Source organism: Paenibacillus aurantiacus, from assembly GCF_042431225.1.
GTDB classification, from domain to species: domain Bacteria; phylum Bacillota; class Bacilli; order Paenibacillales; family Paenibacillaceae; genus Paenibacillus_Z; species Paenibacillus_Z aurantiacus.
The window spans coordinates 21,724-36,136 of the sequence record NZ_JBHMDO010000001.1 but is presented as its reverse complement, the minus strand read 5'-3'; the positions used below and the strand labels follow the sequence as shown (position 1 = coordinate 36,136).

Here is a 14,413-nt window from a genome sequence, read left to right as displayed (position 1 = left end):
TATTCCAATCCGGAAGGATGAACCATGTATATGACTACATCCGCGATCACCGTCGTCGGTCTCGGCTCGGGCGACGCCGACCAGCTGACGCTGGGCGTATGGCGCCTGCTGCAGCAAGCGAAGCGCGTCTTCGTGCGGACCGACCAGCATCCGATGATGCGTTTGTTCCAAGAGAACGAACTAACCTATGCCTCGTTCGACGAGCTCTACGAGCAGATGGATTCTTTCCCCGACGTCTACGCCGCGATCGCGGATCGGCTGATCGCCGAGGCGAAGTCGGCCTCCGATCCAATCGTGTACGCCGTACCGGGCCATCCCATGGTCGCCGAGCGCACAGTCCAGCTTCTGCGCGAACGGTGCGAGCCCGAGGGCATCGCGCTGCGCATTCTGGGCGGCGAGAGCTTCCTCGATCAGGCGTTCACGCGTCTGGGCTTCGATCCGATCGAAGGCTTCCAGCTGCTTGATGCGGCAAGCATGAAGGCTTCGCTGCTGCGACCGGAGCTGCATACCGTCATCGGCCAGGTATACGATGCCTTCACGGCCTCGGACGTCAAGCTGACGCTGATGGAGCTGTATCCGGACGAGCATCCGGTCGTGATCGGCCATGCGCTAGGCGTTCCGGGCGAAGAGCAGATCGTGACCGTCCCGCTCTATGAGCTCGACCGCGCGCCGGGTTACGGCAATTTGTCGCTCGTCTGGGTGCCGCGCTCAGATGACGCTGTGCTGCGCAACCGGACGTTCGACCGGCTGCACGAGATCGTCGCGGTGCTTCGCAGTCCCGAAGGTTGCCCGTGGGACCGCGAGCAGACGCATCAGTCGATTCGCAAGAACTTCATCGAAGAGACGTACGAGGCCATCGAAGCGCTCGACAATGACGATCCGATCGGCATGCAGGAAGAGTTCGGCGACGTTATTTTGCAGGTCATGCTTCACAGCCAGATGGAAGAGGAGGTCGGCTCCTTCTCCGTGTACGACGTCATCCAGACGCTGAACGAGAAGTTATTGTTCCGCCATCCGCACGTGTTCGGCGACAAGGACGCTGGCAACTCGCAGGAGGCGCTCCAGAACTGGGAGCAGATGAAGGCCGAGGAGAAGAAGCGCAAAGGGATTGATCCGGCTGCGCAGTCGCTGCTGGACGGCATCCCGCCCGATTTGCCGGCGCTCATGAAGGCGTACAAGCTGCAGAAGAAGGCGGCCAAGGTGGGCTTCGACTGGGATCAGATCGGACCGGTGCTGGACAAGATCCAGGAGGAACTAGTCGAACTGCGCGAGGCGATAGCTGTCAAGGACCGCGAGGAGCAGGCTGGAGAACTAGGAGACCTATTGTTCGCCACCGTGAACGCGGCGCGGTTCATCGACGCCGATCCGGAGGAAGCACTCGCCCGCACGAATCAGAAATTTAAGAAGCGTTTTGCGTATATTGAGCAGCAGCTCCGTATAAGCGGGCGAACCTTTGACCAGACTGATTTAACAGAAATGGACCGATTTTGGGAGGAAGCGAAGAGATTGCCCTAGGCATTTCGTCAAATTTCGTCTAAAATCTACATAAAGATCAAAATTTATTTACCAAATAGCAGGATTTTTTTAGCATCTGCGCGAATACGTCACGTTAGTAATCGAAACCATCATCGGCAGCAGATGCCGCCAATATGAAGAACAACTAAATTCGGGAGGCTATTTAGCATGAACAAGAATGATCTGATCACGAACATCGCAACAAAAAGCGGATTGACGAAACGCGACGTGGAGTCCGTCCTGAACGGCTTCATGGATGAAGTCACGGAAGCGCTGGCGAAAGGCGACAAAGTCCAGCTGATCGGCTTCGGCAACTTTGAAACAAGCAAACGCGCAGGCCGCACAGGCCGCAACCCGCAAACGGGCGAGCCAATGACGATCGCAGAATCGATCGTACCGAAGTTCAGCGCCGGCAAAAAACTGCGCGACGCGATTAAGTAAGTCATGCGCCTGGATAAATTCTTGAAGGTGTCAAGGCTGATCAAGCGGCGCACCGTGGCGAAGGACGTGTCCGATCAAGGGCGCGTGTGGATCAACGGCCGCGAAGCCAAGGCCAGCAGCACCGTCAAGGTAGGCGATGAACTGACGGTTCAATACGGACAGAAAGTCGTCACGGTCCGCGTTGAACGTCTCGTCGAGACGACGAAGAAAGACGAAGCCGCGACCATGTACACGTTGGTGAAAGAAGAAACGCGCCAGCGCGAGGACAAGCTGGAGTGGTAATCGTCTTACATAGCTTTGCCGCCGTATGATTACGGGTTAGCTCGTACTCGGCGTACTAGATCGGTCTCTCCAGCCACAGCGCGGGAGGGGCCGATTTGTTTTATCCTGGCCGCACGTACGCCATCCGCTCCCGCCGTCCGCCGAAACACCTGTTTCCGATGCCGATTCGTCGTTCTTTGCTGGCCAACGGCTTGTTCTAAATCCACTTGTCCCCCCATAGGCTAGTCATAAAAGGAGGGACAAGGCAATGATCGACCAAGGGAAGGGACAGAAACGGCAGGAAGTGAAAATGCTCAATCGCAAGCTCCTGGAGATTACCGGCGTGCAAAACGTCGAAAGCTTTGACAGCGAAGAGTTTTTGCTCGAGACCGATCTCGGCTTTCTAGCCATTCGCGGGCAAAATTTGCATATGAAGCATTTGAGCTTGGAACAAGGCCTCGTCGCCATTGAAGGGCTCGTCCATTCGCTCGCCTATCTGGACGGCAGCAACGCGGCCAAATCCTCCAAAGGTTTCTTCGGGAAGCTGTTCAAGTGAGCCTGAGCGTGCAATGGATGACGATGGCGGCCATGCTGCTATCGGGTATTGGCATGGGTGTCGTGTTCGACGGCTACCGGGTCGTATCCGATGAGCTGAAGATCAGCCGTTGGTGGATCCCCGTATTCGACCTGCTCTATTGGATCGCCGCCACGATCATCGTCTTCCAAGTATTGTCCGCAAGCAATGAGGGCGAGGTGCGGACATACGTATTCATCGGGCTGCTGCTGGGGATCGGCGCCTACTATTGGTTGTTCAGCAAAATCGTCGTTCGGCTCGTGCATGGAATAATTCGGCTCATCCGGGCGCTTATCGATTTGACGATCAAGCTGTTCGTCATCATCGTCATTCGCCCGCTGCTGCTATTGTACAAGCTGGCGAAGGTGCTGCTGGCGTTTTTGCTGGCTGTAACTATGTTCCTGCTCAAAATTATGGTACAATTGGTTCGTCCTATCGGGCTGCTGCTATGGTGGATGATCCGCCCGGCAGTTCGGCCGCTGATCAAATGGATCGACGGATGGGCGCGCCCGCTCGCGGTCCGGCTTCGTCTGAAGGGGCGGACAGCTATCGTCGCGAATTGGGCGATTACGGCGTGGCGGCGGGTTTTCAAACGCGGGCATAACGGTTAATACTGAATAAGCTATATCATGGCGCCGAGGGAGGGACATCGAATTATGGCGGCACCATCCAGCAAGTCAACCTCAAATCAAGGCACGAAGCGCAGGCTGAAGATTTGGTTCTTCTTTGTCGCCATATTCATGCTCTGGGCGTCTTATACGCTGTTCGATCAGCTGGGCAAGCAGGAGGCGGCGGCGGCCAAGCTGAGCGAGGTAGAGCTGAAGATCGAGTCGGCCACGAAGCAGATGAACGATCTCAAACTGCAGGTCGACCGTCTCAACGATCCGGAGTATATCCAGCAGGTCGCACGCAAGGAACATAACATGATTATGCCTGGGGAGCAGTCGATTCATGTCGCAGAATAGGCGGTTTCCGTGGGACATACGTCTGTTGACCTTGCTTCTGCCGTTCGAGTATAATCACGGTAGGAAACGTTAGATAATAACTTTAGATGCTTTTATTGTGTGCGCGTTACTTACGTTATCCATCTCGAAGCACAATGCTTCGCATAACGGTTAGGGAGGAACATTTTTATCTATGGCAATTGAAGTGGGCGCCAAGTTAGAGGGTAAAGTGACAGGCATTACGCATTTCGGAGCATTCGTCGACTTGTCGGGGGGTGTTACGGGGCTCGTTCACATTTCGGAAATTGCCGATAATTACGTCAAAGACGTTAAGGATCACTTAAAGCTGGACGACGTCGTCACGGTGAAGGTCATCAACGTTGATAAAGACGGGAAGATCGGACTTTCGATTAAACAGGCTGTCGACCGGCCTGAAGGCTCTCAACCGCCGCAGCGTGAACGCGGTGCAGGTGGAGGCTTTAACCGTGATCGCGGACCAGGCGCAGGCGGTGGTGGCGGTGGATTCAACCGCGGACCAGGCGGCGGCGGTGGTGGTGGTGGATTCAACCGTGGGCCAGGTGGCGGCGGCGGTGGACGTCCATTCAAATCGCAGTCCGGCAAACCCTCTTACGGCAAACCGTCCTTCGAGGACAAAGTGTCCCGCTTCTTGAAAGATAGTGAAGAACGTATTTCCTCTCTGAAGAAGAATACCGAGGGTAAACGTGGCGGACGCGGCGCAAAACGGGTCTAATATAGATAGGCAAACAGAGCATTCCGCTCCCCGACAGGGGGGCGGGGTGCTTTTTTTGTTCAGACGAATCTCGCCATCCTTCATTGTTCCGTTGAAGAATACCTCCATCCCTCCCGGTAACACAAGGCCGTCCGGTTAAGAAGGGGCTCCGCCACTATGACCCCACTTATGTTTCTACCTCCCCCTTCCCTCTCCGCCGAGTGGAACCAAGCATATGCTTCCGAAGTGCGCTTTCCGTTGGAAAGCGCTCAGACTTCGCCCTCTGGACTCCCTTCTTCGTGCAGCCACTATGGCTCGCGGTCGGCGGGTCGGCAAGAGCTGGGCACGCTGTTGTCCTCGCGGACAAAGCTTAAGCGGGCTCTGAAGATTTCATCATACGATCCGCCCCTGTCGCGTCTCGCTCGGCCACTCAGCGCTCTATGACCCCACTAGCCATCTTCGCCTGCGTCTTCCGCGTGGCTCCCTTGCCCCGCTTGGTCCCGTTCCCTTCAATACGATAGCAGCAAGCCGCGCAATCTGAGCATGTTGCCTCGGTTTCGTTACGCGCTTCCCTGCCTTCACCCATCTGCGCGCCGACCGACAAAATGACAGCGCTTCCCCACGCCGCAATGTCGGAAACACGGAACAATCGTCCGCGAAGGGGGCGCATTCCCGTTACGTTCCGTGGCATAAGTACGCTTTCCGCCGCCTATACGCCGATCACAACAAGAATATGCCTCCGCCAAACAAAAACTTTCTATTACGACTCCACCATTCCCGACAGGTTCGGACGGCGGTTCGCCATGAAATCGCCGCGTACGCGCGCCGATTTTTTGTTGAATGGTTGCTTTCATCGGGCCGGCAGACGGGGTGAAACCCTTGCGCCGCGTACACTTCGGGAGAAGTGACATTTCCCACGATCCACGAGCGCCCATGTCGGAAAAAACTTCGGAACCCGCAGCGCTTTCTGACAAACTTTCACGCAAGCCCCCTCCTATAATGAGAACACAATCAAACGGAAATGGTGGTGCTGTGAACGGATGGACAAGCATAACGTGGTGATGTTTCCGGGTGTGGCGAAGAAGACGAGCGCGGTTCAGAAGACGGTACGCAAAGGCTTGGACTGGGCGGCAGCCCGTAGGTGGGTGCAGATCGTCGCGGCAAAAAAGTGGACGTTCGTGCTGATGGCGGTGGGGGTGCTGCTCGGAAGGGCCGTCATCTTGGAGTCTCTCGCCCCGTTTGCGGTTTCCTTCTTCGCAGTTGTCTATTTCCTGAGGCGGGATGCGCTCATCCCGGTGGCGCTCTCGATCGTGGGCGGCAGCTTTCTCGCGATCTCACCCGAACCGATGTGGATCGCCATGGAGCTGGCCGTCATCTACCTGCTCATTCGCGGGTTGGATGCCTACGAGAAGGCAGAGCTCAATTACGCGCCGCTGCTTGTCCTAATAACCACGTTGGTCGTGCGATTATTCGATTCGGTGATCGCGGACTCGCTGGGTTGGTACCAATTGATGATGGTCGGTGTAGAGGCAGCCCTTGCTTTCGTACTGACGCTCGTCTTTGTGCAAGCAGTGCCGGTTCTGACGATGACCCGCAAGACGTCGCAGCTCAAGAACGAAGAGATCATCTGCCTGATGATCATGCTCGCCTCCGTCATGACCGGGGCCGTTGGCTGGGTCGTCTATGGGATGTCGGTGGAGCACGTCATGTCGCGTACGATGCTGCTGCTCTTCGCGTTCGTCGGCGGAGCACCGCTCGGGGCATGCGTGGGCGTCGTAGCAGGCCTGATTCTAAGCTTGGCTGACTTAGGCGCCATCGTACAGATGAGTCTGCTTGCATTCGCCGGCTTACTAGCGGGCTTGCTTCGGGAAGGGGGCAAACTAGCGGTCGCCTTCGGCATGCTGCTCGGTACGTCAATCCTCTCCATCTATATCGGCACGCAGACGGACGTACTGACCTCGACGTGGGAGTCTGTCGCCGCCGTCTCACTTTTCTTGCTCTTGCCGCGCTCCATCGTGCGGATGGTCGCCAAATACGTGCCAGGCACGCAGGAGCATGTGAAGCTCCAGCATGAATACGCCAAGCGGGTGCGGGATGTCACCGCACAGCGCGTCACGCAGTTCTCCGAGGTGTTCCGTCAGCTGTCGCGCAGCTTCGGCCAAGTGAGCGGCGCAGGCGAGCCGATCAAACGGGATGATGCGGTCAATCATTTCATGAACGCGGTAGGCGAGAAGCAGTGCAGCAGCTGCTACCGCAAAGATTTGTGCTGGGAGGGGCGATTTTACGATACGTACAAAATGATGACCGAAATGATGACGGTCGTCGAGGAGGGACATCAACCGACGGGGAAGGAAATTCAGAAGCAGTGGGGATCGCACTGCAACCGGGCGCCGCAAGTGCTCGGGGTCATGTACCAACAGTACGAGATGTTCAAGAACGATCTGCACTGGCGCAAGCAGCTCCAGGATTCGCGCCAGCTCGTGGCCGAGCAATTGTCCGGCGTGTCCCAGGTGATGGAGGATCTGGCGCGCGAGATTAAGCGGGAGGGGCAGCAGCTGCATTTGCAGGAGGAGCAGATTCGGGAGGCATTGGAAGGACTCGGCTTGTCGATACAGGGAATCGACGTCGTTAATTTAGAAGAGGGGAATGTTGAAATTGAAGTCTACCATACGTTCGGCCGTCGTTACGACGAATGCCGCAAAATTATCGCGCCGCTCTTATCCGATATCCTGGGCGAACCCATCGCCGTTATGTCTGAACGCTTCGCGGACAAGCAGGGGGAGCCTGCGCTCGTCGTCTTCGGCTCTGCCAAAGCCTTCGAGGTCGAGACCGGCATCGCGGGTTTAGCCAAAGGGGGCGATCTGCTCTCCGGCGACAGCTTCAGCACGAGCGAGCTGGGCAACGGCAAGTTCGCCGTGGCGATCAGCGACGGTATGGGCAACGGGGAGCGCGCGAAGCTCGAGAGCAGCACCGCGCTGACTGTCTTGGAGCAGCTGCTGCAATCGGGCATGGACGAGAAGCTCGCGATCAAGTCGGTCAACTCGATTCTGCTGCTCCGTTCGCAGGACGAGATGTTCGCGACCGTGGACGTGGCGCTGATCGATATGTATACGGCGAAGACGACGTTCATGAAGATCGGCTCGACGCCAAGCTTCATTAAACGGGGCAATGACGTCATTCCCATTACGGCCAGCAATCTGCCGGTCGGAATTCTGAAGGAGATCGATGTCGATCTCATCCGCGTGCAGCTCCAGCCCGGCGATACGCTCATCATGATGACCGACGGCATCTATGATGCGCCAGGCCATGCGGTCAACAAGGAGCTGTGGATGAAGCGTGTCATTCAGGAGATCGCGGCGGAGGAGCCGCAGCAAATTGCCGATGCCCTGCTCGATCGGGTCGTCCGCTACCACAAAGGGGAGATTGTCGATGATATGACGGTTGTTGTCGCTAAGGTGGAGCGCCACCAGCCGGAGTGGGCGACGTTCCGCTGGCCGGGGATGACCAAGGTCGAGCGCCCAAGGACGGTGAGCTGATTCTCTTATGCTGCCCATAGCTGCCGCCAGAGGAGGATGCCGGTCCGGACCGCAAGCTTTGCACGCGCGCAAGAGGCGCGGGCTGCAAGCTCTGCGGCGGACCGGCATGCTCTTTTTTCTGTTCAGCTACAGCAGCGTGTTAAGAGTAGAGGCGTCAGCTTGTTCTGAGAGGCTAGATTAGGTAAGCTTAAGATCGACCCTTGTGGATTCGCGGCGAGTTCGCCGCGGGTAATGAAGGTTGCGGTGCACGTCCGAAGCACCTAGCAGAGAAGATTAAATCCTCCCATTTATGGCTATGCTGATAGAGACAGTTGGCGATAGATTCCATAACTTGGGGGAATGAGCATGAAGCAGATTTTGCTGATAACCGACGGATGTTCGAACGTTGGCGTAAGTCCGGTCGTCGCGGCAGCGCAAGCGCATGCCGAAGGCATCACCGTGAATGTGGTCGGGGTGTTGGATCAGGGGGACCTGGGCGAATTCGGCTCGGCGGAGATCGAGGAGATCGCCCGGGCGGGCGGTGGCCTAAGCCGGCTGGCGCATACCCGGCAGCTCTCGCAGACCGTCCAGATGCTGACGCGCAAGACGGTCGTTCAGACCATTCAGCATGCCGTCCACCGCGAGCTCAAGCAGGTGCTCGGCGCCTCTTCGATCGAGGAACTGCCGCCGGAGAAGCGGGGCGAAGTGGTGCGGGTGATGGATGAATTGAGCGAGACGAGCAAGCTGCGCGTGGCGCTGCTGATCGATGCGAGCGCCAGCATGAAGCCCAAGCTTGCGGCCGTGGAAGAGGCGATACGGGATTTGGCGCTAAGCTTGCAAGCAAGACAGGGGCGCAGCGAGATCGCCGTATTTCACTTTCCGGGATCGGCGCACGGCGACGAGTGCGTGCTCGATCTGGACTGGACGACCGACGTACGCGGCGTCCATCAGTTTTTGCCCCGGCTCCAAATGCGCGGGACAACCCCGACGGGACCGGCGATTATGCACGTGGTGGACTGCTTCCGCTCCCCGGTTCAGCGAAGCTACCGCAATCCCGATGAAACGGACGGTCAGATGAGTGACTACGTCGTTTGATTGGCGTCTCCCGCGCGGGACGCAGATCCGGGGCAAATGGAAGCGGTCCAGCTACAGGGTAGATCGTCTGTTGGGTGAAGGTGCCAACGGCAAAGTGTATCTCGTAGAGCGGCAGCGCACGTGGTATGCCATGAAAATCGGGGCGGACGCGGTTGATCTGCAGTCCGAGATCAACGTGCTCCAGGCCATCGCCAAGGCGAAATTGGTGAACCGGTCCGAGCCTTATCTCGTCGAGGTCGACGACTTCAGCGCGGCGGATGGCAAAGATTATCCATTCTATGTGATGCGCTATATCCGGGGCGCGACATTATCCGACTTTCTGTCGAATCGCGGGATGGAATGGTTCCCGGTAGCCGGATACAGCCTGCTGGTGAAGTTAAGCGAGTTGCATGCCGGCAAATGGACATTCGGCGACTTGAAAGCAGAGAACGTGCTGGTGTCCGAATATGGCCGGGTTGAACTGGTCGACTATGGGGGCGTAACGGCATTCGGCAAGAGCGTTCGTCAGTTCACGGAGATCTACGACCGCGGATATTGGAATGCCGGGTCACGTTCCGCCGATGCGGGATATGACCTCTTTTCGTTCGGCGTCCTCTGCATTCAGGTCTACGATGCGCGCCGGTTGGCGGCGCTGGCCGGGTCGCTGCTCCCGCAGAACCGTTCGCCGGAGGAATTGCTGAAGCTGGCCGCTTCGATTCCGGCGCTCAGGCCGCTCGGCGATTGGCTGGCCAAGGCGCTGCGCGGCACGTTCTCGGGCGTGGAGGAAGCGGCCCGAGAATGGCAGCAGTGGCAGCGGCGGAGCAGCGTGCGGGCTTCGGCGGCCGTCCCGAGGTGGATGAAAGGACTATTCGTCGCGTCGGCGGCGCTGCTGGCCACGACGATTTATTGGTTGCTTCGTACGGGCGTGTGAACGTCGGGAACGAAGGCGTAGTAATTAGCGGGAGAGGCTGGATTCGTGGACGAACAAGAACTTATACATAAGGTGAGGACGCAAGCGGCAGCCAGGAAGCTGTGGGAGCGGGGGGACACGATCATCGTCGCTGTCTCCGGCGGACCGGATTCCACTGCGCTGCTCGATCTGCTTCACCGGATCCAAGGCGACGAAGGGCTTCGATTGGTCGCAGCCCACGTGGACCACGGGTTTCGGGGAGAAGAATCGGCGGCGGAAGCTGTGGCGGTCCGTCGATTCGCGAAGAATCTTGGCATCCCCTGCGAGTCGGTTTTTATCGATCTCCCGGTATATATAGAAGAGACGGGTATGAATTCGCAGGCGGCAGCGCGCGAGAAACGGTACGACTTCCTGCTGCGGACTGCCCGCAAGTATGGGGCGCGGCGAATCGCGCTGGGCCACCATGCGGACGACCAGGCTGAGACCGTGCTAATGCGTCTTCTGCGCGGTACGGGAACGACCGGACTGGCTGGCATCGCCTTCTCGCGCGATGAAAAAAACGTGCAACTCATTCGCCCGCTGCTCCGTATTACCAAGACGGCCTTGGTGCAATATTGCAAGGCGCGCGGACTTACCGTAACTGACGACAGCAGCAACCACAAGCGGGACTATACCCGCAATCGAATTCGCCTCGACCTGATGCCCGTTCTGCGGAGCTTCAATCCTCAATTGTCTGATTCGCTGGTCCGATTATCGGATATTGCGGCCGAAGAAGATGATTGGATGGAGTCCGAGGCGAAGGAAGCATTTCGCCGCCTGGCGGTGGCGGAAGCGGACGGTTACCGATTGGAACGCGGCGCTTTGCTTGGCCTTCATGTCGCTTTACAAAGGAGATTGATTAAACTAATATTGATTCATATGGGCATGGAAAAGGAAACCACTCCGTTCGATACCGTTGAAAGCATGCGTGAAGCGGCCCGCGAAGACGCGGCTTCCACATGGCGGATCGATGCGGGCGGCGGAATTCGTTTCGCGAGGGAATACGAAGTACTGCGCTTTTGGCGGGGTGGTGTTCACGCCCCGGGTGCTTATCGCTACGAACTGGAAGCAGCCGTGAATCAGCTGTATATAGCGGAAGCGGGGATCGCGCTATCGCTAACCCTGGAACAAGCCGCCGGAACGACCAAGCCTGCAGGCCGCTGCGAAGCGATGTTCGACGCGGAGCGGCTGGAATTTCCGCTCGTCGCGAGGAATAGACTTCCGGGCGACCGGATGCGCGTGCTTGGTTTAAACGGCACCAAAAAAGTGCAAGATATGTTCGTTGATGAACGGATCCCGCCGTCCAGACGGGGACTCATGCCGCTTCTGGCCGACGCTTCGGGGGACATCATTTGGATTCCGGGAGTCAGGCGAGGAGAAGCCGCACAGGTGACGGAGGTCACGCGGCAGGTGCTTCGCATTCGGGCCCGATTTGACGACGCGTAAGGCAGAATTGTCCGAATAAGAAGCGACCAAGATTTCATAGTATAGGTAAAAACATGGGAGGTCCCGGCATTGCTGAATGACATTCAAGAAGTACTATACGACACGGACCAGATTCAGCAGAAAGTGAAGGAGCTTGGCGAGACGATCAGCGCGAAATTCGAAGGGCGCAATCCGCTCGTCATTTGCGTGCTGAAAGGCGCATTCATTTTCATGGCAGATTTGGTGAAGAACATTACGATTCCGCTGGAGATCGATTTCATGGCGGTGTCGAGCTATGGCCATTCGACGAAGACATCGGGTGTCGTGAAGATCATCAAGGATTTGGATGTACCCGTGCAAGGCCGGGAAATTGTGATCGTCGAAGATATCATCGATAGCGGTCTGACGCTGAGCTACCTGATCGACGTTCTCGAAAGACGCAACGCGAAGTCCATCACGCTCGTTACCTTGTTCGACAAGCCATCCGGCCGCAAGGTAGAGCTCAATGCCGATTACAGCGGATTCATTCTGCCGGACGCGTTCGTCGTGGGATACGGGCTCGATTATGCGGAGAAGTACCGCAATCTGCCGCTCATCGGTATTTTGAAGCCTGAAGTATACGAGAAATAAGGCGAAGGGAAGCTGCCTGCTTCCCGCCGGCCCATCTTTCGCGAACGATGCGATTCGCCGTACATGCACCCTCCCTGACGCGGTTTGTGGTGGAGATTCATGATATGGTAAAATATCTTAAGCGTCTTGAGAGGAGGTAGGGGATGAATCGGATCATCCGTAACACTGGTTTTTATTTAATCATCTTTTTAGTGACTGTCGGGATATTCCAATTTATCAGCAGCCAAAACGATAGCAGCGTCGAAATCCGTTACGACCAGCTACAACAGGAATTAGCTAACGATAACGTAAAGGTAATCACGCTGCAGTTCGAGAATTATTCCTACTTGGTCACTGGTGAATATAGAACGCCTCCCGCAGGCAGCAAGGATCCTGAACAGAAGAAGTTCTACACCCATACGAACGTAGAGGAATTCGTCATCGCGGACATTTTGTCCGAGGCGGAGAAGCACGGCGTCGAGGTGAGGAACAAACCGATGAAAGGCGACAGCATTTGGCTGACCTTTCTGACTTCGATCATTCCGTTCGTGATTATCTTCATTCTGTTCTTCTTCTTAATTAATCAAGCGCAAGGCGGCGGCGGCAAGGTGATGAACTTTGGCAAGAGCCGGGCACGCTTGTATAACGAAGAAAAGAAACGCGTGACGTTCGAAGACGTCGCCGGCGCAGACGAGGAGAAGCAAGAGCTCGTCGAAGTCGTCGAGTTCCTGAAGGATCCTCGGAAATTCGCGGCGGTCGGCGCTCGCATTCCGAAGGGCGTTCTCTTGAACGGACCTCCAGGTACGGGTAAAACCTTGCTGGCTCGTGCTGTCGCAGGCGAAGCAGGCGTTCCGTTCTTCAGCATCTCCGGTTCCGACTTCGTCGAGATGTTCGTCGGTGTCGGCGCATCCCGCGTCCGCGACTTGTTCGAGAACGCGAAGAAGAACGCGCCGTGCATTATCTTCATCGACGAGATCGACGCCGTCGGCCGTCAGCGCGGCGCCGGACTCGGCGGCGGGCATGACGAGCGCGAGCAGACGCTCAACCAGTTGCTCGTTGAGATGGACGGTTTCGGCGCGAACGAAGGCATCATTATCGTCGCGGCGACGAACCGGCCGGATATTCTGGACCCTGCCTTGCTCCGTCCAGGCCGTTTTGACCGTCAGATTACCGTAGACCGTCCAGACGTGAAGGGCCGCGAAGCAGTACTTAAAGTACATGCGCGTAACAAGCCGCTTGCGAAGGACGTCAAACTCGATATTATCGCCAAGCGTACGACGGGCTTCACCGGCGCAGATCTGGAGAACCTGTTGAACGAAGCGGCACTGCTTGCGGCTCGCCGCAACAAGAAGGATATCGCGATGGTCGAAGTGGACGAAGCGATCGACCGCGTCATCGTCGGTACCGAGAAACGCAGCCGCGTCATCAGCGACCGCGAGAAGCGCATCGTGGCTTACCATGAAGCCGGTCATACGATTATCGGCTACTTCTTGGAGCATGCCGATATGGTGCACAAAGTCACGATTATCCCTCGTGGCAAAGCAGGCGGTTATGTCATCATGCTGCCGAAGGAAGACCGAATGCTGACGACCAAGCAAGAATTGCTCGACAAAGTAACGGGCCTCTTGGGCGGACGTGTTGCCGAAGAACTCTTCATAGGGGAGATCGGCACGGGCGCTTACAGCGACTTCAAGCATGCGACGAGCATCGTGCGCGCCATGATCATGGAGTACGGCATGAGCGAGAAGCTTGGACCGCTGCAATTCGGCAATTCGCAAGGTCAAGTGTTCCTGGGCCGCGATATCGGCCATGAACAGAATTACTCGGATGCAATTGCATATGAGATCGATCAAGAGATGCAGCGCATCATCAATGATTGCTATACGAGAGCAAAGAACTTGCTGAACGAGAAATCCGACGCGGTTCACCTGATTGCCCAGACGCTTCTTCGCGAGGAGACGCTGGAACTGGAGCAAATCAAACGCCTGATCGACAGTGGTTCCATCAATGGCGGCGGCGACGCAGCCGGGGAATCTGCAGAAGAAACAACGGCGGATCCGATCGTAGATACGATCGGCGGCGTGAAAGTTCGCATTCAATCCCGCGAACCGGGAGAAGGAACGCCGAATAGCGATCCAGACGACGGCTCGAACGGCAACGGATAGTGCGATGAAGCTGTTTCAATTGACGCTTGCCCCTTCACAGGGGAAGCTCGATTGAAACAGCTTTTTCATGTGAGGACAGGTCTTGATCTAAAAAGGAAATATGTTACACAGTAATAACATTTAGTGCGGGATATACTACTTATATAATCTTTTCTGACGATTTTGATGTGATTTTAATGGTATTAATGCGTTATGTTAGTTGACATATTTT

The 14,413-nt window shown here is 56.7% G+C and carries 13 protein-coding genes; all 13 read left to right on the top strand.

The window, feature by feature from the left end; all coding sequences use genetic code 11:
- The first annotated feature begins 24 nt into the window (after window positions 1–24).
- The 13 genes from yabN to ftsH all read left to right on the top strand — a co-directional run bounded on the left by yabN (window position 25) and on the right by ftsH (window position 14,202).
- Window positions 25–1,515 carry a bifunctional methyltransferase/pyrophosphohydrolase YabN gene (gene yabN, locus ACFFSY_RS00170; protein ID WP_377488112.1) on the top strand — a complete coding sequence of 497 codons (1,491 nt, stop codon included), beginning with the start codon at window positions 25–27 and terminating at the stop codon, window positions 1,513–1,515.
- Between the two features lie 168 nt (window positions 1,516–1,683).
- Window positions 1,684–1,956, top strand: coding sequence for an HU family DNA-binding protein (locus ACFFSY_RS00165; protein WP_148933556.1), 273 nt, complete (start codon window positions 1,684–1,686; stop codon window positions 1,954–1,956).
- Window positions 1,957–1,959: 3 nt separating this feature from the next.
- Window positions 1,960–2,238, top strand: coding sequence for an RNA-binding S4 domain-containing protein (locus tag ACFFSY_RS00160; RefSeq protein ID WP_377488109.1), 279 nt, complete (start codon window positions 1,960–1,962; stop codon window positions 2,236–2,238).
- A gap of 247 nt (window positions 2,239–2,485) precedes the next feature.
- A complete protein-coding gene (yabP, locus tag ACFFSY_RS00155; protein WP_377488106.1) occupies window positions 2,486–2,773 on the top strand; it encodes a sporulation protein YabP in 288 nt (95 codons plus the stop codon).
- The gene (gene yabQ / locus ACFFSY_RS00150) at window positions 2,770–3,402 is read left to right on the top strand and encodes a spore cortex biosynthesis protein YabQ (RefSeq protein ID WP_377488103.1); all 633 of its coding nucleotides are present in this window, start codon (window positions 2,770–2,772) and stop codon (window positions 3,400–3,402) included. Before yabP ends, yabQ begins: the two co-directional genes overlap by 4 nt.
- A 45-nt stretch (window positions 3,403–3,447) precedes the next feature.
- On the top strand, window positions 3,448–3,756 hold the full coding sequence (locus tag ACFFSY_RS00145; protein WP_377488100.1) for an FtsB family cell division protein: 309 nt from the start codon (window positions 3,448–3,450) through the stop codon (window positions 3,754–3,756).
- 172 nt (window positions 3,757–3,928) lie between these two features.
- On the top strand, window positions 3,929–4,486 hold the full coding sequence (locus ACFFSY_RS00140) for a S1 domain-containing RNA-binding protein (RefSeq protein ID WP_377488097.1): 558 nt from the start codon (window positions 3,929–3,931) through the stop codon (window positions 4,484–4,486).
- Between the two features lie 1,019 nt (window positions 4,487–5,505).
- On the top strand, window positions 5,506–8,001 hold the full coding sequence (gene spoIIE / locus ACFFSY_RS00135) for a stage II sporulation protein E (protein ID WP_377488094.1): 2,496 nt from the start codon (window positions 5,506–5,508) through the stop codon (window positions 7,999–8,001).
- A 345-nt stretch (window positions 8,002–8,346) separates the two neighbouring features.
- Entirely contained in the window at window positions 8,347–9,075 is a 729-nt protein-coding gene (locus ACFFSY_RS00130) for a hypothetical protein (RefSeq protein ID WP_377488091.1), read from the top strand.
- A complete protein-coding gene (locus ACFFSY_RS00125) occupies window positions 9,059–9,985 on the top strand; it encodes a protein kinase domain-containing protein (protein ID WP_377488088.1) in 927 nt (308 codons plus the stop codon). The genes ACFFSY_RS00130 and ACFFSY_RS00125 overlap by 17 nt, the downstream gene beginning before the upstream one ends.
- Window positions 9,986–10,030: 45 nt before the next feature.
- The gene (tilS, locus tag ACFFSY_RS00120) at window positions 10,031–11,449 is read left to right on the top strand and encodes a tRNA lysidine(34) synthetase TilS (RefSeq protein WP_377488085.1); all 1,419 of its coding nucleotides are present in this window, start codon (window positions 10,031–10,033) and stop codon (window positions 11,447–11,449) included.
- A 69-nt stretch (window positions 11,450–11,518) separates the two neighbouring features.
- A complete protein-coding gene (hpt, locus tag ACFFSY_RS00115; protein ID WP_377488082.1) occupies window positions 11,519–12,058 on the top strand; it encodes a hypoxanthine phosphoribosyltransferase in 540 nt (179 codons plus the stop codon).
- A 143-nt stretch (window positions 12,059–12,201) separates the two neighbouring features.
- A complete protein-coding gene (gene ftsH / locus ACFFSY_RS00110; protein ID WP_377488079.1) occupies window positions 12,202–14,202 on the top strand; it encodes an ATP-dependent zinc metalloprotease FtsH in 2,001 nt (666 codons plus the stop codon).
- Window positions 14,203–14,413: the final 211 nt, after the last annotated feature.

Coding starts and splice junctions, on each gene's coding strand:
- yabN (WP_377488112.1), top strand. CDS start 25: ATGTATATGACTACATCCGCGATCACCGTCGTCGGTCTCGGCTCGGGC.
- ACFFSY_RS00165 (WP_148933556.1), top strand. CDS start 1,684: ATGAACAAGAATGATCTGATCACGAACATCGCAACAAAAAGCGGATTG.
- ACFFSY_RS00160 (WP_377488109.1), top strand. CDS start 1,960: ATGCGCCTGGATAAATTCTTGAAGGTGTCAAGGCTGATCAAGCGGCGC.
- yabP (WP_377488106.1), top strand. CDS start 2,486: ATGATCGACCAAGGGAAGGGACAGAAACGGCAGGAAGTGAAAATGCTC.
- ACFFSY_RS00145 (WP_377488100.1), top strand. CDS start 3,448: ATGGCGGCACCATCCAGCAAGTCAACCTCAAATCAAGGCACGAAGCGC.
- ACFFSY_RS00140 (WP_377488097.1), top strand. CDS start 3,929: ATGGCAATTGAAGTGGGCGCCAAGTTAGAGGGTAAAGTGACAGGCATT.
- spoIIE (WP_377488094.1), top strand. CDS start 5,506: ATGGACAAGCATAACGTGGTGATGTTTCCGGGTGTGGCGAAGAAGACG.
- ACFFSY_RS00130 (WP_377488091.1), top strand. CDS start 8,347: ATGAAGCAGATTTTGCTGATAACCGACGGATGTTCGAACGTTGGCGTA.
- ftsH (WP_377488079.1), top strand. CDS start 12,202: ATGAATCGGATCATCCGTAACACTGGTTTTTATTTAATCATCTTTTTA.